Source organism: Micromonospora sp. NPDC023956, assembly GCF_040639195.1.
Taxonomy (GTDB): Bacteria; Actinomycetota; Actinomycetes; order Mycobacteriales; family Micromonosporaceae; genus Micromonospora.
The window spans coordinates 185,206-203,143 of sequence record NZ_JBEZZN010000007.1 but is presented as its reverse complement, the minus strand read 5'-3'; the positions used below and the strand labels follow the sequence as shown (position 1 = coordinate 203,143).

The 17,938-nt window shown below is 72.3% G+C and carries 10 protein-coding genes; 4 read left to right on the top strand and 6 right to left on the bottom strand.

Going from position 1 to position 17,938, the window contains the following annotated elements:
* Nucleotides 1-19 precede the first annotated feature (19 nt).
* Nucleotides 20-5,092, bottom strand: a complete 5,073-nt coding sequence (locus AB0F58_RS16260; RefSeq protein WP_357143007.1) for an NAD-glutamate dehydrogenase — start codon at nt 5,090-5,092, stop codon at nt 20-22.
* A gap of 274 nt (nt 5,093-5,366) precedes the next feature.
* On the opposite strand from AB0F58_RS16260, the gene AB0F58_RS16255 reads away from it, so the two are divergent.
* Nucleotides 5,367-7,322 (top strand): penicillin-binding transpeptidase domain-containing protein, encoded by a 1,956-nt coding sequence (locus AB0F58_RS16255; protein ID WP_357143005.1) that lies wholly within the window; start codon nt 5,367-5,369, stop codon nt 7,320-7,322.
* Nucleotides 7,323-7,403: 81 nt separating this feature from the next.
* On the opposite strand, the gene AB0F58_RS16250 is transcribed toward AB0F58_RS16255, so the two are convergent.
* From AB0F58_RS16250 to AB0F58_RS16230, 5 genes are all read right to left on the bottom strand, one after another.
* Entirely contained in the window at nt 7,404-8,531 is a 1,128-nt protein-coding gene (locus tag AB0F58_RS16250; protein ID WP_357143003.1) for an arginase family protein, read from the bottom strand.
* A gap of 62 nt (nt 8,532-8,593) precedes the next feature.
* A complete protein-coding gene (locus AB0F58_RS16245) occupies nt 8,594-9,511 on the bottom strand; it encodes a tetratricopeptide repeat protein (RefSeq protein ID WP_357143001.1) in 918 nt (305 codons plus the stop codon).
* A gap of 126 nt (nt 9,512-9,637) precedes the next feature.
* Complete coding sequence (locus tag AB0F58_RS16240; RefSeq protein WP_357142999.1) at nt 9,638-11,326, bottom strand: methylmalonyl-CoA mutase family protein; 1,689 nt, start codon at nt 11,324-11,326, stop codon at nt 9,638-9,640.
* Between the two features lie 97 nt (nt 11,327-11,423).
* Nucleotides 11,424-12,359 (bottom strand): methylmalonyl Co-A mutase-associated GTPase MeaB, encoded by a 936-nt coding sequence (gene meaB / locus AB0F58_RS16235; protein WP_357143264.1) that lies wholly within the window; start codon nt 12,357-12,359, stop codon nt 11,424-11,426.
* Between the two features lie 50 nt (nt 12,360-12,409).
* On the bottom strand, nt 12,410-13,609 hold the full coding sequence (locus AB0F58_RS16230) for an acetyl-CoA C-acetyltransferase (protein WP_357142997.1): 1,200 nt from the start codon (nt 13,607-13,609) through the stop codon (nt 12,410-12,412).
* Between the two features lie 63 nt (nt 13,610-13,672).
* On the opposite strand from AB0F58_RS16230, the gene mce reads away from it, so the two are divergent.
* The 3 genes from mce (at nt 13,673) to AB0F58_RS16215 (ending at nt 17,930) form a co-directional block, all read left to right on the top strand.
* Nucleotides 13,673-14,137, top strand: coding sequence for a methylmalonyl-CoA epimerase (gene mce, locus AB0F58_RS16225; RefSeq protein WP_357142995.1), 465 nt, complete (start codon nt 13,673-13,675; stop codon nt 14,135-14,137).
* A gap of 359 nt (nt 14,138-14,496) precedes the next feature.
* Complete coding sequence (locus tag AB0F58_RS16220; protein WP_357142993.1) at nt 14,497-15,759, top strand: DivIVA domain-containing protein; 1,263 nt, start codon at nt 14,497-14,499, stop codon at nt 15,757-15,759.
* 182 nt (nt 15,760-15,941) lie between these two features.
* A complete protein-coding gene (locus tag AB0F58_RS16215; protein ID WP_357143262.1) occupies nt 15,942-17,930 on the top strand; it encodes a hypothetical protein in 1,989 nt (662 codons plus the stop codon).
* Nucleotides 17,931-17,938 lie beyond the last annotated feature (8 nt).

Sequence of the window (17,938 nt, the reverse complement as noted above, 5' to 3'; positions counted from 1 at the left end):
GGACCCGCGGCGCGTTCGCTCAGCTCGCCGAGGAGGTCCGCACCAACGTCCTGATCTGCCGGAGCAGGACGGAGAGCGCGGCCAGGTCCGCCCGGGACTCGTCGAACTCCCCCATCGCCCGGTGCGCCCGGTGGATCGACACGGCGTTGGACTGTTCCCAGACCTGCACCCGCTCCTGCGGCGACAGGCCCGCGTCGGTGGAGTCGAGCACCTCGCTGGTGAGCGCGGCCAGGGCGGCGTAGAGGTCGTACCGCAACGCCATCCGGGCCAGGGTCTGCCAGCGGTCCTCCCGGGGCAGCAGCGAGATCTTGGACAGCAGCGAGTCGACCCGGAACCGGTCGGAGAGGACGAAGTAGACCGAGGCCACCTCGCTGACGTCCTTGCCGGTCTGCGCCGCCGTCTCCACCACGTCCAGCAGGCCGAAGCTGTACATCAACCGGGTGACCCGCTCGGCCAGTTCCCGGGGCAGGCCCCGCTTGGACAGCATGTCGACGTGCGCGGCCAGTGCCTCCCGCTCGGCGCCGTAGAAGAGGTCGTCCAGCTCCGGCAGGAGCCGGGCCACCCCGTCGCGCAGGCGGGCGATCTCGGCCGGCACGTCGATCGGTGACCGCCGGTTGGTGACCAGCCAGCGCACCGCCCGGTCCAGCAGCCGCCGGGTGTCCAGGTAGCTGGCGGTCTGCAGGTCCGGGGCGACCCGGTTGTCCAGCGCCTCGATCGCGTCCCACAGCTCGCGGAGCCCGAAGACCTCCTGCACCACCGCGTACGCGCGGATCACGTCCGCCGGGGAGGCCGCCGTCTCCTCGATCACCCGGAACACGAACGTGATGCCACCGCGGTTGACCGCCTCGTTGACCAGCACGGTGGTGACGATGTCCCGGCGCAGCCGGTGCTGCCCCATCCGGTCGGCGAAGCGCTGCCGCATCGGGGTCGGGAAGTAGTTGACCAGGACGTCCTTCGTCCACTCCTCGTCGGGCAGCCCGTCGGTGAGGATCTCCCGCTCCAGGGCGATCTTCACGTACGCGAGCAGCACCGCGAACTCCGGCGGGGTCAGCCCGGACTCGGCCCGCGCGGCCAGCTCCTCGTCGGACGGGAGCGCCTCCAGCGCCCGGTTCAGCACACCGGAGCGCTCCAGGTCGCTGATCATCCGACGGTGCACCGGCAGCAGGGACGCGGACTGGGTCTGGGCGTTGTTCAACGCCCGCGCCTGGTCGTAGTTGTCCCGCAGCACCAGCTCGGCGACCTCGTCGGTCATCTCGGCGAGCAGCTCGTCGCGCTCCGGGACGTCCAGCTCCCCGTCGGCGACCGCCGTGTTGAGCAGGATCTTGATGTTCACCTCGTGGTCGGAGCAGTCCACCCCGGCCGCGTTGTCGATGAAGTCGGTGTAGATCCGCCCGCCGGCCTGGGCGTACTCGATCCGGCCGGCCTGGGTCCAGCCCAGGTTCCCACCCTCGCCGGCCACCCGGCAGCGCAGGTCCTTGCCACTGACCCGGATCGGATCGTTGGACTTGTCCCCCACCTCGGCGTTGGTCTCGCTGGACGCCTTGACGTAGGTGCCGATGCCACCGTTCCAGAAGAGGTCCACCGGGGCGGTCAGGATCGCCTTCATCAGCTCCGGCGGCGACATCTGGGTGACGTCCTCGTCGAGGCCGAGCACCGCGCGGACCTGCGGCGAGACCGGCACCGACTTGGCGGTACGCGGGAACACGCCACCGCCGGAGGAGATCAGCTCAGGGTCGTAGTCCTGCCACGACGAGCGGGACAGCTCGAACAGCCGCCGCCGTTCGGCGTACGAGGTGGCCGGGTCCGGGTCCGGGTCGAGGAAGATGTGCCGGTGGTCGAAGGCGGCCACCAGCCGGATGTGCTCGCTGAGCAGCATCCCGTTGCCGAACACGTCACCGGACATGTCGCCCACGCCGACCACGGTGAAGTCCTCGGACTGGGTGTCGTGCCCCAGCTCCCGGAAGTGCCGCTTGACCGACTCCCAGGCGCCCCGGGCGGTGATGCCCATCTTCTTGTGGTCGTAGCCGGCGGACCCGCCGGAGGCGAAGGCGTCGCCCAGCCAGAACTGGTGCGCCGTGGAGATCTCGTTGGCGATGTCGGAGAAGGTGGCCGTCCCCTTGTCCGCCGCGACCACCAGGTACGGGTCGTCGCCCTCGTGCCGCACCACGTCGGTCGGGGGCACCACCGCGCCGCTGACGATGTTGTCGGTGACGTCGAGCAGGGCCGAGATGAACTCCCGGTAGCAGGCCACCGCCTCGTCCCGGTCCCCCGGCTTCTGCTTGAGCACGAAGCCGCCCTTGGCCCCCACCGGCACGATCACGGCGTTCTTCACCATCTGCGCCTTGACCAGGCCGAGCACCTCGGTACGGAAGTCCTCCCGCCGGTCGGACCAGCGCAGCCCGCCCCGGGCCACCGGCCCGAACCGCAGGTGCACGCCCTCGAAGCGGGGCGAGTACACGAAGATCTCGTACTTCGGGCGGGGCGCCGGCAGGTCCGGGATGGCCTGCGGGTCCAGCTTGAACGCCACGTAGGACTTGGGCCGCCCGCCGTCCACCTTCTGGAAGAAGCTGGTCCGCAGGGTGGCCCGGATCAGCGTCAGGTACGACCGCAGGATGCGGTCCTGGTCCAGGCTGGACACGTCGTCCAGGGCCGCGTTGATGGTGTCGGTCAGCTCGTCGCCCCGCTGCTGGCGCGCCTCGGCGTCCAGCTCGGCCGTCGGGTCGAAGCGCACCTCGAAGAGCTCCACCAGCAGGGTGGCGATCTTCGGGTACGCGATGAAGGTGGACTCCATGTAGTCCTGCGAGAAGACCGTGCCGGCCTGGCGCAGGTACTTCGCGTACGCGCGCAGCACCACGACCTGCCGCCAGGTCAGCCCGGCATGCAGCACCAGCTCGTTGAAGCCGTCCACCTCGGCCTCGCCCCGCCACGCGGCGGCGAAGGCGTTCTCCACGTGCGGGCGCACCTCGGCCAGCTCCTGATGCCCCTCGGGCAGTTGCAGGCCGAAGTCGTAGAGGTAGATCCGCCCGTCGATCCGGTCCACCTCGTACGGGTGCTCGTCGACCACCCGGACACCGAGGGAGTGCAGCACCGGCAGCACGGCCGAGAGCAGCATCGGCTCGCCGTTGCGGTAGACCTTGAACCGGACGTCCATCGCCTCGTCGGCACCCGTGGCCCGCGCGCCGTTGCGCGGGGCGAGCTGCTTGCGGAACAGGTGCATCTCGAGCTGGCCGGGTTCCTCCAGCAGCTCCAGCTTGGCCAGGTCCTTCATCGCCTCGTACGGCGTGTGCCCGTCCTTGTAGCTCTCCGGGAAGGCGTCGGCGTACCGGGTGAACAGGTGCTTGGCCTGCTCGTCGCCGAGCTTGCGCTCCAGCACCAGCCGGTAGTCGTCGTCCCAGAGCCGGGTCGCGTCGGCGAGTTCCTCGGCGAGCAGGTCGGCGTCCACGTCCCCGGGCGGGGCGGCCGGGTCGGTCCGGACGATGAAGTGCACCCGGGCCAGCATCGACTCGGTGACCCGGGTGGTGTAGTCCACCCCGACCCCGTTCAGCTCACGCAGCAGGATGTCCTGCATGCGCAGCCGGTTCTGGGTGGTGAACCGGTCCCGGGGCAGGTAGATCAGGCAGGAGATGAACCGGCCGTACCCGTCCCGGCGCAGGAACACCCGCAGTTGGCGACGCCCGGCCATCCGGAGCACGCCGATCACCGCGTGGTAGAGGTCGTCGGTCTTGATCTGGAACAGCTCGTCGCGGGGGTAGGTCTCCAGGATCTGGAGCAGGTCCTTGCCGGAGTGACTGCGCGGGCTCAGCCCGGAGCGCTCCATCACCTCGGCCACCTTGCGGCGGACCACCGGCAGCTCACGCACGCTCGTCCGGTACGCGGCGGTGGAGAAGAGCCCGAGGAACCGCCGTTCCCCGACCACCTCGCCGTGCTCGTCGAAGATCTTGAAGCCGATGTAGTCCAGGTACGCCGAGCGGTGCACGGTCGCCCGGGAGTTCGCCTTGGTGATGATCAGCAGGCGCTTCTCCAGCACCTTCTCGTGCGCCTCGGGCGTCATCGACGACAGCGTCCGGGGCTCGGTGCGGTCCTGGCGCAGGATGCCCAGGCCGGTGCCGAGCACCGCCTCCAACGCCGGTCCGTGCGGCTGGTCGTCGCCACCCCCGTCCACCTCGGCCAGGCGGTACTCCCGGTAGCCGAGGAAGGTGAAGTGGTCGTGGGCCAGCCAGCGCAGCAGCTCCACCGAGTCGGTGATGTCCTTCTCCGGCACCGGCGGCCGGTGCTCCGAGGTCCGCGTCGAGGAGAGCTCCTCGGCCAGGTCGAGGGCCTGCTGGCGCATCTTCGGCCAGTCCTCGACGGCTTCCCGGACGTCGGTCAGCACCCGTTGCAGCTCGGCGCGGAGCCGGTCCCGCTGGGCGGCGTCCCGGATCGGGTCGATCTCGATGTGCATCCAGCTCTCGACGATGTCACCGTCGATCGCGTCGTCCGGCTCGACGTCCGCCGCCACCTCGGCGAGCCGACCCAGCGGCTCCCGCCGGACCACCACCAGGGGGTGCACCAGCAGGTGCACGTCGAGATGATGGGAGTTGAGCAGGGCGGTCACCGAGCTGACCAGGAACGGCATGTCGTCGGTGACGATCTCGACGACCGTGTGGTGCTGCTCGGCGTCCGGCTCGTGGATCCGCAGCTTCAACTCGCCCGGTACCCGCTGCTCGGCCAGCTCCCGGTGGGCCCGCGCGGCGTCGAGCATCTCCTCGGCGGTGAACCCGATCAGCTCCTCGTCCGGCGCGAACCGCCAGAACCGGTCGACCAGGGTCGCCGCGCCGTGGTCGTCACCGGCCAGGGTGACCGCCTGGGCGACCAGCCGCTCCGCGTTGGGTACCGGCTCGTCGAGTTCGGCGTCCTCCACGTCGTCGCCGAGCGCCTCCACCGGCAGGCCGAGGTCGTACAAGGTGTCGATACTCGAGCCGGACATTCCGGTAACTCCTGCATGAATACGGCCGATACCATCGCGGTCGGTCGCCGACTCGAAGCTGTCGTCGCGGCCGGAGCCATCCGGCCGGAGGTCGGGTCCCGGTTTGATCGCCGGACGCCGGTCCATCGGTGCCACTCCCCTCGACCCACCGCGTTGTGGGTCACTCACCGTCCAGCCTAGGCCCTGTCGATCACGTTGCTCCTCGGCGGACCACTGGCTGGACTTCCGGTTCGGGACTTCGCCCATCCACCCGTTGCGGGTTCGAGGTGGCAGGGGCTGGAGTACCCCGAGGCGCGATGTTCATCACACCACCCCCGGTTCGACTTCGGCGCCCCGGCACGGGGCCACGGCTGGACAGATCGCGTACTAGCGTGCAGGTCAGGCCGAGATCGGAGGGTCCATGCCCCTGTCCTACCCGCCCCGCCACCGGCGTACCCGCCGTATCCGGAACGCCCTTTTCGCAGCAGTCGTCACGGCGACCGCGCTGGTGGGTTGTTCCGGCAGCGACGGACCGGAGAAGAGCGTCGACGCCTTCCTCGCCGGCTGGCGCTCCGGTGACCTGCACGCGGTCGGGTTCCGCGACCCCACCGGGGCCCGGGTGCCGGCGGAACGGGTGGCCGAGGAGATCCGGGCGCTCTCCGGCGGGCTGGCCGACCGGCCGCCGACCCTGCGCCGTTCCGGGGAACCCACCATCACCCGGGACTCCGCGGAGGGACGGATCAGCGTCGAGTGGACGCTGCCCGACGACGTCCGGTGGCGCTACGAACGCCCGATCCGGCTGGCCCGCAGCGGGGACGACGCGTGGCAGGTGATCTGGGAGCCCGCCCTGGTGCAGGAGGCCCTGGTGCGCGGGGACCGGCTGGCCGTACGCCGGGTCGCCGCGCCCCGCGCCGGGGTGCTCGACGGGTCCGGTGCGCCGATCGTCGCACCCCGCCCCGTGGTCCGGGTGGGCGTGCAACCGAGCGAGGTCACCGACGCCGCGGGTCTGGCCCGCCGGCTGGACGCCGCGTTCCGGACGGTACGCCCGGCGATCACCCCACCGGTCGACCTGACCGACCTGCCGAAGCGGCTGGCGGATGCCAAGCCGGACGCCTTCGTCGAGGTGGTCACCCTGCGGGACGAGGCGTACCAGCAGATCCGGGACCGCATCTACGACCTGCCCGGCACGAAGTTCCGCAGCGAGAAACTGGAGCTGGCACCCACCCGGGAGTTCGCCCGCGCCCTGCTCGGCGCGGTCGACCCGGCCACCGCCGAGGACCTGGCCGCCAAGCCCGACGTCTACGCGGAGGGTGACCTGGTCGGCCACGGTGGCCTCCAGGGCCGGTACGACGAGCGGCTGCGCGGCGTCGCCGGGATCAGCGTGGTCACCGAACGCTTGGGGCCGGAGGGTACCTGGGCACCGACCGGCACCACGGCGTTCCGCCAGGACCCGCAGCCCGGACAGACCGTGCGGACCACACTCGACCCGGCGGTGCAGAACGCGGCGGACGCCGCCCTGCGCGGGGAGCGACACCGGTCCGCCCTGGTCGCGGTCCGCGTCAGCGACGGCGCGGTGCTCGCCGTGGCCAACGGCCCCGGTGCGGCCGGGGAGAACCTCGCGTTCACCGCCCAGGTGCCGCCCGGCTCGACCTTCAAGATGGTCAGTGCGCTCGGGCTGCTCGACCGGCAGGCGGTGACCCTGGACGCGCCGGTCGACTGCCCGAAGACCAGCACCGTCGACGGCCGCTCCTTCAAGAACTCCGACAACTTCGCCCTGGGTAAGGTGCCCTTCCGGACCGACTTCGCCAAGTCCTGCAACACCGCCTTCGCCGCGCTCGCCCCGAAGCTCGGGGACGCCGGCCTGGCCGAGACCGGCCGGACGCTCGGCCTGGAGGCCACCTGGAACCTCGGCGTGGACGCCTTCACCGGCAAGGTCTCCACCGGCGGTTCCCCCGCCGAGCGGGCCGCCGCCGCGTTCGGGCAGGGCACGACCCTGGTCAGCCCGGTCGCCATGGCCGCCGCCACCGCCGCCGTCGCCCGCGGCCGCTGGGAACAGCCGAAGCTGGTGCTCGACCCGGTCCCCGGCCAACCCGCGCCGACCGGGCCGCAGCTCAAGCCGGAATCGGTCGAGCCGCTGCGCACGATGATGCGCGAGGTGGTCACCGCCGGCACCGCCACCGCCCTGCGCGGGGTCCCCGGCAAACCGGTGCACGGCAAGACCGGCACCGCCGAGTACGACGACAACCCGGCGAACACGCACTCCTGGTTCGTCGGCTGGCAGGGGGACGTCGCCGTCGCCGTCTTCGTGGAGAAGGGCGGCTCCAGCACCGAGTCCGCCGTCCCGATCACCGCCCGCTTCCTGCGCGCCCTCGGCTGACGGTTCCCTAGGGACCCGGGCGGCGGTGGTGGGGTTGCGAGGCGACCGATTCGTGCGCCAGATCGGGCGGTCGGCCGGGGGTCAGCCGGCGGCGACCGGGCCCAGGTCGTCGGCGTCACCCGGGGAGGAGCGGCCCGTGTGGCCGGGAGTCGACGGGTCCGCGAGGCGGGGCGCCGGCGGGTCCGCAGCGGTCGGGAACGACCGGTCCGGGGCGGACTCGGCGAACGGCGTGGGGGTGGCCGGACGGGGCGGCGGGACCGCGCGGGGTGGCAGCAGCGTGGGCGGGACCGCGCCCGGTGCGCTGACCGGGGCCAGGCCGGCGACGAGGGTGTTGACGATCTCGGCGGCGTACCCGCCGTCCGGGTCGTAGTCCGGGTCGAAGACGGTCAGCTCCACCCCGAGGCAGTGCGGGGTGTCGACCAGCCCGGCGATCAGGATCTCCAGCTCGGCGAAGGCGATGCCGCCCGGGTCGGGGGCGTCCACCGCCGGCATCACCGCCGGGTCGAGCACGTCCACGTCGACGTGCAGCCAGTAGCCGGCGCAGTCGGCCAGCTGCTCGTGGGCCCACTGGGCGGTCCGGGCCGCCCCCTCGGCGCGCAGCGCCGGCACCGGCCGGGTGACGATGCCGGCCGCCTGGAGGTCCAGGCGGTACTCGTCCTGCGCCCGGATGCCGAGCACCACCACGTCGACGTCCCGGAAGTACGGCCGGCGGCCCTCGATCGCGGCCAGGTCGGCCTGTCCCCGGCCGGTCACCAGGGCGAGGTCCTCGCCGGCGGCGGCCCCCACGTAGGAGGCGTTACCGGGGTGCCGGAAGTCGGAGTGCCCGTCGACGAAGACCAGGCCGATCCGGCCGCCGACCGACTCGCCGAGCCGGTGCATGGCCAGTGCGGAGCCGAGCAGGACCGAGCAGTCCCCGCCGAGCACCACCGGGAACTCGCCCCGGTCGATGATGTCCCCGATCCGCCCGGCCAACGCCACCGAGTACTCCGCGATCTCCCGGGAGTGGCACACGCCGTCACCGGGGCGCCAGTCCGCCGGGTCGTACCGGGGTGGGGTGAGGCAGCCGGCGTCGCGGGCCCGCAGCCGGGCGAGGAGCCCGTGGTCGCGCAGCGCTCCCGGCGCCTTGGTGCAGCCCGGCACGCTGGTCGACGTGGGTGGGCGCAGGCCGAGGTTCGTCGGCGCGTCGAGGACGGCGATCCGGCGCGTCATGGGCTCCCGTCCTCGTGAGGTCGGGCGGGCCGGCCACCGCCGGCCCGCGCTGGCGTGGGATGTCAGAACAGGGCGCTGGCCAGGGCTCGGCGGGCCTTGCCGACCGCGGGGTCGTCCGGACCGGCGACGCTGAACAACGAGACCAGGTGCTGGCGGGTCTGCTCCCGTTCGTCACCGACGGTCCGCCGGACCAGGGCGACCAGCCGAGCGTACGCCGCCTCGGCCTGACCGCTGAGCACCTCGACGTCGGCGGCGAGAAGTTGCGCCGTGACGTCGTCCGGGTTCGCCTCGGCGGCGGCGAGCGCGGCGGCCGGATCGGCCCCGCCGACCCGGCGGACCAGACCGACCTGGGCCAGCCCCGCCTCGGCCGCGGCGTCCGCCGGGCTCTCCGCCAGGATCTTCCGGTACGCCGCCTCGGCCCCGTCGAGGTCGCCGACCATCAGTGCGTCGTCGGCCTCGTCGAGGCGGGGGTCACCGGCCGGCTCGACGGCGACGCCGCCGGCCTTCAGCACGGCGTCGATCCACTGCCGCAGCTGCGCCTCCGGCACCACCCCGGAGAAGGCGTCGATCGGCTGCCCGCCGACGACCGCGAAGACCATCGGGATGCCCTGCACCCGGAACATCTGGGCCAGTCGGGGGTTCGCCTCGACGTCGACCTTGGCGAGCACCCAGGCACCGCCGCCCTCGGCGGCGAGCCTCTCCAGCACCGGGGAGAGCTGCTTGCAGGGCTCGCACCACTCGGCCCAGAAGTCGACCACGACCGGGGTGCTCAGCGAACGCTCCAGCACCTCGGACTGGAAGGTGGCCTCGGTCACGTCGATCACTGCGACCCCGGCGCCCGGTGTGGCACCGCCCGGTACACCGGCGGGCGGGCCGCCCTGGGCGGGGGCAGCGGGACGGGAGGGGGTGGACGGGCGCAGCGCGCTGAGGTCGACCGCGCCGCGGGTGAAGATCGACGAGGTGATCCGTGGGTCGCTCATGGTTATCTAGTCTCGCACGTGCCGGGTCCGGTTCAGATCAGCCGACGTGCCGACACATGTGACTTCCACGGCTGGTCGCGGGCGGTACGGGGTGCCATGGAGGACCCGCACCGCCCGCGTCGGACGTCAGAAGCGGGCCGGTTCGCGGTAGACGCCCCACTCGGCACGCAGCGCGTCGCAAATCTCGCCCAGCGTGGCCTCCGCGCGGACCGCGTCGAGCATCGCCGGGATCATGTTCTCGTCGGTCCGGCTGACCGCCACCATCCGCTCGACGGCGGCGGCGACCGCGGCGTTGTCCCGCCCGGCCTTGCGCTCGGCGAGCAGCTTGCGCTGCTCCAGCTCCACCTCGTGAGAGATCCGCAGGATCTCCAGGTCCTTGGTGATCGTGCCGGTGTGGCAGTTCACGCCGACGATCTTCTTGTCGCCCTTCTCCAGCGCCTGCTGGTAGACGAAGGCCGCCTCGGCGATGTGCCCGGTGAACCAGCCGTCCTCGATGCCCCGCAGGATGCCGGAGGTCATCGGGCCGATGGTGTGCGGACCGTCCCCGCCGAGCTGCCGGATCCGGGCGAAGATCTCCTCCGCCTCGGCCTCGATCCGGTCGGTCAGCGCCTCGACGTACCAGGAGCCGCCGAGCGGGTCGGCCACGTTGGTCACCCCGGTCTCCTCCATCAGCACCTGCTGGGTACGCAGGGCGATCTCGGCGGACTCGTCGGTGGGCAGCGCGAGGGTCTCGTCGAGGGCGTTGGTGTGCAGCGAGTTGGTGCCGCCGAGCACCGCGGCCAGGGCCTCCACCGCCGTACGGACCACGTTGTTCACCGGCTGCTGGGCGGTCAGCGACACCCCGGCGGTCTGGGTGTGGAACCGCATCCACAACGCCTTCTCACTGGTGGCGCCGTAGACGTCGCGCAGCCAGCGGGCCCAGATCCGGCGGGCGGCGCGGAACTTGGCGATCTCCTCGAAGAAGTCGACGTGCGAGTCGAAGAAGAAGCTCAGCCCGGGGGCGAAGACGTTGACGTCCAGCCCACGGGAGAGGCCCAGCTCGACGTAGCCGAACCCGTCGGCGAGGGTGTACGCCAGCTCCTGCGCGGCGGTCGAGCCCGCCTCGCGGATGTGGTAACCGGAGACCGACAGCGGCTTGTAGCGCGGGATGTCCCGGGCGCAGTACTCCATCAGGTCGCCGATCAGGCGCAGGTGCGGCTCGGGGTCGAAGAGCCACTCCTTCTGCGCGATGTACTCCTTGAAGATGTCGGTCTGGAGCGTGCCGTCCAGCTTGCCGAGGTCGGCGCCCTGCCGCTCGGCGGCGACCAGGTACATGCAGAACACCGGCACCGCCGGACCGGAGATGGTCATGCTGGTGGTGACCCCGGCCAGGTCGATGCCGTCGAAGAGCGCCTCCATGTCGGCGGCGGTGTCGATGGCCACGCCGCAGTGGCCGACCTCGCCGAGCGACTGCGGGTCGTCGGAGTCCCGCCCCATCAGGGTGGGCATGTCGAAGGCCACGGAGAGTCCGCCGCCACCCGCGCCAAGGATCATCTTGTAGCGCTCGTTGGTCTGCTGGGCGTTGCCGAAGCCGGCGAACTGCCGGATCGTCCAGGTACGGCCCCGGTAGCCGGTCGGATACAGCCCTCGGGTGTACGGGTACTCCCCCGGCCAGCCGATGCGCTCGAAGCCCGGGTGCGCGACCCCCTCCGGCGGGCCGTACACCGGCTCGACCGGCATGCCGGAGAGCGTGGTGAAGTCCGCGTCCCGCTTGCGCGCGGCGTCGTAGCGGGCCTGCCAGCGGGCCCGTCCGGCGGCGATCTCGTCGGCGTTCATGCGCAGGGCTCCTCCTCGAGTCCTCGACTGCACGTCGAGTGTAGAGCGCAGCCTGAACGATCGCTAAGGAATCTGCTACCGGGCGGTAGCCACGAACTCACCGCTCCAGTTCGGCGAGGAGCTCGTCGGCCGCCGCGTACGGGTCGAGCGCCCCCTCGGCCACCCGCCCGGCGAGCGCCGGGAGGCCCGTACCGTCGCGGAGCGAGCCGATCCGGGCGCGGAGCACGCCGAGTGCGATCGCCTCGATCTCGGCGGCGGCTCGCGTCTCCCGGCGACGGCGCAGCTGGTCGTGCTCGACCAACCAGCCCCGGTGCTTGTCGATCGCGGCCGCGATGTCGTCGATCCCCTCGCCCCGCGCGGCGATCGAGCGGACCACCTGGGGTCGCCACTCGCCCGGCCCCCGCTCGCCCAGCGCGATCATGCCGTTGATGTCGCGGACGGTGGCGTCGGCCCCGTCCCGGTCGGCCTTGTTGACCACGAAGACGTCGGCGATCTCCAGGATGCCGGCCTTGACCGCCTGGATCGCGTCGCCCATGCCGGGGGCGAGCAGCACCAGCGTGGTGTCGGCGAGCGAGGCCACCTCGACCTCGGCCTGCCCGACCCCGACCGTCTCGACCAGCACCACGTCGCAGCCCGCGCCCTCCAGCACCCGGACCGCCTGCGGGGTGGCCGCCGACAGTCCGCCGAGGTGCCCCCGGCTGGACATCGAACGGATGTAGACGCCGGGGTCGGTGGCGTGGTCCTGCATCCGGACCCGGTCGCCGAGGATCGCCCCGCCGGTGAACGGGCTGGACGGGTCGACGGCGAGCACCCCGACCCGGTGCCCCCGAGCCCGCAGCGCCCGGACCAGCTCGTTCGTGGTGGTCGACTTGCCCACCCCGGGCGAACCGGTCAGCCCGACCACCTGGGCCTGCCCGGAGTACGGCGCGAGGGCCGCCGCGACCTGCGGCAGCGCCTCGTCGCCGGACTCGACCAGGGTGATCAGCCGGGCCACCGCGCGGGGGTCGCCCGCGCGGGCCCGCTCCACCAGCATCGGTACGTCCCGACTGCGTCGGATCGACGGTGCGGTGGTGCCGTGCTCACTCACTGAGCGTTCTCGCCCTCGGCCGGAACGTGGATGATCAGCGCGTCGCCCTGGCCGCCGCCCCCGCAGAGCGCCGCCGCCCCGGTCCCGCCGTCTCGCCGCTTCAGCTCCAGCGCGAGGGTGAGCACCAACCGGGCACCGGACATGCCGATCGGGTGACCGAGCGCGATCGCCCCACCGTTCGGGTTGACGATCGCCGGGTCGATGCCGAGGTCACGGGTGGACTGGATGCCGACCGCGGCGAACGCCTCGTTGATCTCGATGAGGTCGAGGTCGGAGATGCTCAGCCCGCCCTTCTTCAGGGCGTGCACGATCGCGTTCGAGGGCTGCGAGTGCAGGGAGTTGTCCGGGCCGGCGACGTTACCGTGCGCGCCGACCTCGGCCAGCCAGGTCAGCCCCAGCTCCTTGGCCTTGGCCTTGCTCATCACCACCACGGCGGCGGCCCCGTCGGAGATCGGCGACGCGCTGCCGGCGGTGATCGTGCCGTCCTTGGCGAACGCCGGCCGGAGCTTGCCCAGCGACTCGACGGTGGTGTCCGGCCGGATGCCCTCGTCCTCGCTGATCACCAGCGGATCGCCCTTGCGCTGCGGGATCAGCACCGGGGTGATCTCCTCGGCGAAGTGGCCGTTCTTCTGGGCGGCGGCGGCCCTGGTGTGGCTGGCCGCGGCGAAGGCGTCCTGCTCCTGGCGGGTGATGCCGTGCCGGGCGCCGTGCCGCTCGGTGGACTCGCCCATCGAGCAGCAGTCCCAGGCGTCGGTCAGCCCGTCCAGGGCCATGTGGTCCTTGATCGTCACGTCGCCGTACTTGTAGCCGGCGCGCTGGCCGAGCAGCAGGTGCGGGGCGTTGGTCATCGACTCCATGCCGCCGGCCACCACGATGTCGAACTCGCCGGCCCGGATGAGCTGGTCGGCCAGGGCGATCGCGTCGAGCCCGGAGAGGCAGACCTTGTTGATGGTCAGGGCCGGCACGGTCATCGGGATGCCCGCCTCGACCGCCGCCTGCCGGGCGGGGATCTGGCCGGTGCCGGCCTGGAGGACCTGACCCATGATCACGTACTGCACCTGGTCCGGGGCGACCCCGGCGCGCTCCAGGGCGGCCTTGATCGCCACCCCGCCGAGCTGGGTCGCGGAGAGGTCCTTGAGATTGCCCAGCAGGCGCCCCATGGGGGTCCGCGCGCCGCTGACGATCACCGAAGCCATGGTCTGCCTCCGAAGGGGTGCCGAACCTGTACGCCTTAACGTTTGTTCGGTCAGACTAGCGCCATGGCTGAGAACTCCCCCGTCGAGCCCGCTGCGGACTACGTCACAGACATCGGTATCCGCCGAATCGACCACGTCGGTGTGGCGGTCGCGGACCTGGACGCGGCGATCGACTTCTACCAGCGCACCTTCGGCATGCGCTGCGTGCACACCGAGATCAACGAGGAGCAGGGCGTCCGCGAGGCGATGCTGGCGGTCGGCCCGACCACCGAGGGCGGCTGCCTGCAACTGCTCGCCCCGCTCACTCCCGAGTCGACGATCGCGAAGTTCCTGGACCGCAACGGGCCGGGGGTACAGCAGGTCGCCTACACGGTCACCGACGTCGACGCGGCCTCTGCGGCGCTGCGCGAGCGCGGCATGCGGGTGCTCTACGAGACGCCGCGCCGGGGCACCGCCGGCTCCCGGGTCAACTTCGTCCACCCGAAGGACGCCGGGGGCGTCCTCGTCGAACTGGTCCAGCCCGCCTGAGGTGGTGGCAGGGGTTCCCGGTCACCGCTTTCCGGGCGACCAGGGGACCCCGCACCCACCCCGACCCGCCACGCCCGTCGTGACCGAAGGGGATCGTGATTGCGGTGGCCGGCATTGGCTTTCGTCGGTGCCCGGCGCGCACCATATCGATCGATACTCACGGTGACGCGGAAAAGGGCGGCCCGACCGGCGGGCGTTCTTTTCCAGCCGAACGGGCACGCCCCGCGCCCCGGCCCGGACCTGCCAAGATCGGCTGTACGGACGAGCTGCGGGACGCGCCGAGGTGACCATGTAAAGAGGACACGAAAGCTCCGCACCGCTCTTGCGAAGCACCCCGGGGCGTCTGCGAGTATGGGCCAATGCCCCAGCAGCAGTCCTCCCCTCTCGCGTTCTTCGATAACGCGAACTCCCAGCCGGATTTCACCGTTGGCCTGCGCGGATACAACACCGGCCAGGTCGACGACTTCATCGGGCGGCTGACCGCCGCGCTGACCCAGTCCGAGCAGGCCCGCGCCGAGGCCGAGCAGCGGATGAACGACGCGCAGCGTCGGCTCCGGCAGGCTGAGCAGCGCCTGGCGGCGCTGGAGCAGAAGCTCGCCGAGACGAACAAGCAGCTCGAGGAGAACAGCCGGCCGACCCTCTCCGGCCTCGGCACCCGCGTCGAGCAGATCCTGCGGCTGGCCGAGGAGCAGGCCAACGACCACCGCAACGAGGCCAAGCGCGAGTCCGAGGGCATCCTCTCCGCGGCCCGCCTGGAGGCCCGCGAGATCACCGACAAGGCGCGGGCCGAGGCGGCGGCGATGAAGGCCACCGCCGAGCGCGAGGCGGGCAGCGTCCGCACCACCGCCGAGCGGGAGGCTGCCGAGGTCCGGGTGCAGGCCCGGCGGGAGGCCGACACGCTGCGCGCCGACGCCGAACGGGAGACCAAGCAGCTCCGTACGGTGACCGCGCACGAGGTGGCCGAGCTGAAGTCGACCGTCGAGCGGGAGGTGGCCACCATGCGGGCCACCGCCGAGCGGGAGATCACCCAGCAGCGGGCCAAGGCGGCCCGCGAGGCCGAGGAGAAGCGCGCCGAGGCGACCAAGCTGCTCACCGACGCCCGCGACAAGCGGGACAAGGACCTTCAGGCCCTGGAACTCCAGCTCGCCGAGCGGCGGGAGAAGGCCGAGCGCGAGGAGTCCGAGCGGCACGCCGCGCAGGTCACGCAGACCCAGAAGCTGGTCGGCGAGGCCGAGCAGCGGGCCCGCGCCGCGCAGGAGCGCGCCAAGGAGATCGAGCAGCGCGCCGAGGCCCGGCGGGTCGAGTCGGAGCGCACCGCCTCCGAGACCGTCGAGAAGGCCAAGTCGCTGGCGGAGAAGACGCTGGCCGAGGCCAAGGCCGAGTCGCAGCGCCTGCTGAACGAGGCGCGCACCGAGGCGGAGCTGACCACCCAGGCCGCCCGGCGCGAGGTCGAGGACCTCACCCGCCAGAAGGACGCGGTCACCTCGCAGCTCGGGCAGATGCTCTCCGGCCTGGCCGGCATCGTCCCGGGCGTACCGCAGCAGAAGGCCGAGCCCGCCGCGGCACCGGCCAAGGCCGAGCAGGCCGCCGCCGAGCGGGTTCCCGCGGAGAAGTCCAACTGACGGCCCGCACGTCATCCGGGGCATGAGTCGTATTGCGCGGGGTGTCACCTTGAACGGGTGCACCTCGCGCAATACGCTGTCCACCGACGCCGATCGGCGCCTCCCCCGCGCCGGGTGAACTGGCTCCCATCGTCGCCGTGCGTATCGCCGCACTGCGGGCGGACGCGTGTGAGGATGGGGACATGTCGCACGGCGAGGAACTGTTCGCTCTCGGCGGGGAAGTGACCACGGAGCCCAGCTTCGAGTCCGCCCTGCGGGGGTACGAAAAACGACAGGTTGACCGGTACGTTGCCCGGGCCGAACACGAGATCGCGGCGCTGACAGCCGAGCGGGAACAGGCGTACACCCAGATACACAAGCTCGCCGGCCAGGTGGAGGTCCTCCAGCGCGACCTGGCGCAGGTGCGCAGGCAGGGCACCGTGGTGGACCGGGCCTCGTTCCGGCACCTGGGGCCCCGGGTGGAGCAGATCCTGACCCTCGCCGAGGAGCAGGCCGACGACATCCTCGCCTCTGCCAACGAGGAGATCGAGGCGCGCCGCACGGCGGCCGAACACATCATCGAGGAAGCCCGCGAACAGGCCGCGAAGGCGCTCAAGGACTTCGAACTCGCGCTGGCCGCCCGACGGGCCGAGGAGGAGCGGCACAGCGCCGGCCGGCGGGCCGAGGCGGCGGCGACCGTCACCGCCGCCAAGGAGGAGGCCGCCCGGCTCCGCGAGGCCGCGCAGACCGCGCTGGCCAAGGCCCAGCAGGAGGCCGCCCAGCTCCGGGACGCCGCCAAGGAGATCCACAACCGGGCCCAGCAGGAGGCCACCAAGCTGCGCGAGGCGGCCAAGGAGGCACACGCCAAGGCGCAGCAGGAGGCCGCCCAGCTCCGCGACGCGGCCAAGGAGGTGCACCTCAAGGCGCAGCAGGAGGCGAAGCGCCTGACCGACCAGGCCACCGAGGCCGGCCGGGCGACGCACGCCAAGGCGCAGCAGGACGCCAAGAGGCTCACCGACCAGGCGGCCGAGGCGGCGCAGGCCGCCCGGTCCAAGGCCCAGCAGGAGGCGCACCAGCTCACCACGCAGGCGGCCGAGGCGGCCAAGCGCAGCCGGGCCGAGACCGAGGCGTACGTGCAGCGCATGCGCGCCGAGACCGAGGCGTACGTGCAGCAGGCACGGGCCCAGACCCAGCAGGAGCTGGGCACCTGGCGGGCCGGGGTGGAGAAGGAGGTCGCGGCGCAGCGGGAGGCGGCCGAGCGGGAGCTGACCGGGCGCCGGGAGACCGCCGACCGGGAGTTCACCACCCGCCGCGAGGAACTGGAGCAGCAGTACACCGCCCGCCAGGACGAACTGGAGCGGGAGTACACCGCGCGCCGGGACGAGATCGAACAGGGCGCCGCCCGGATCCGGCAGGAGGCCGAGCGGGACGCGACGACCCTGCGGCAGACCACCGAGCAGGAGGTCGCGACGCTGCGCCGGGAGACCGAGGAGCGGGTGGCGACGCTGCTCCGGGAGGCCGAGGAACGGGCCGCGGAGCTGCTGGGCAACGCCGAGGCGGAGGCCACCGCGAAGCGGCGCAAGGCCGACGACCACGTGTCGACCTCCCGGCGGCAGTTCGAGGAGTACGCGGCCACCACCCAGCAGCACCTGGCGACCACCCAGCAGCACCTCGCCGCCACCCAGCAGGAGGTGGCCGCCGGCCGGCAGCAGTTGGCCCAGGTAATGCTGGAGATCGCCCAGGCCCAGCAGGAGCTGGCCGACCTGCGCCAGGAGACCTGGAAGTCCCGGCAGGAGTCCGACGACCTCCAGCACACCCTGGAGGAGATCCGTCAGCAGTTGGGCACCGAGCGCTCCCGGTTGGACGAGACGGATGCCTCGGTCCGGCAGGCCGGCGAGTCGGTGGCCCGGGCCCAGGTGGAGGCCCGCCGGTTGGCCGAGGTGGCCGCGGACGGCGACGCCGGCAAGCCGAAGACCCGACCGGTGGCCGAACCGGTCACCACCATGGACGGCGGCGCCGCCAGCGCCGGGGTCGACGGTGAGCCGACGGTGGCCGCGGTGCCCGGCGAGGGGGGTCGGGGCGCCACCCCGACGAAGATCACCAGCACCGGGGAGGGCGGGAAGCGACCGACCAAGCCGACCACCGACGAGCGCAGCGCGAAGCCCACCAAGGTTCGCGTCGAATCGGAGTAGCCGAACCG

Excerpts from the sequence above, each read along its gene's own strand:
- AB0F58_RS16260 (WP_357143007.1), bottom strand. The coding sequence starts at position 5,092 with ATGGACCGGCGTCCGGCGATCAAACCGGGACCCGACCTCCGGCCGGAT.
- AB0F58_RS16255 (WP_357143005.1), top strand. The coding sequence starts at position 5,367 with ATGCCCCTGTCCTACCCGCCCCGCCACCGGCGTACCCGCCGTATCCGG.
- AB0F58_RS16250 (WP_357143003.1), bottom strand. The coding sequence starts at position 8,531 with ATGACGCGCCGGATCGCCGTCCTCGACGCGCCGACGAACCTCGGCCTG.
- AB0F58_RS16245 (WP_357143001.1), bottom strand. The coding sequence starts at position 9,511 with ATGAGCGACCCACGGATCACCTCGTCGATCTTCACCCGCGGCGCGGTC.
- AB0F58_RS16240 (WP_357142999.1), bottom strand. The coding sequence starts at position 11,326 with ATGAACGCCGACGAGATCGCCGCCGGACGGGCCCGCTGGCAGGCCCGC.
- meaB (WP_357143264.1), bottom strand. The coding sequence starts at position 12,359 with ATGCTGGTGGAGCGGGCCCGCGCGGGCGACCCCCGCGCGGTGGCCCGG.
- AB0F58_RS16230 (WP_357142997.1), bottom strand. The coding sequence starts at position 13,609 with ATGGCTTCGGTGATCGTCAGCGGCGCGCGGACCCCCATGGGGCGCCTG.
- mce (WP_357142995.1), top strand. The coding sequence starts at position 13,673 with ATGGCTGAGAACTCCCCCGTCGAGCCCGCTGCGGACTACGTCACAGAC.
- AB0F58_RS16220 (WP_357142993.1), top strand. The coding sequence starts at position 14,497 with ATGCCCCAGCAGCAGTCCTCCCCTCTCGCGTTCTTCGATAACGCGAAC.
- AB0F58_RS16215 (WP_357143262.1), top strand. The coding sequence starts at position 15,942 with ATGTCGCACGGCGAGGAACTGTTCGCTCTCGGCGGGGAAGTGACCACG.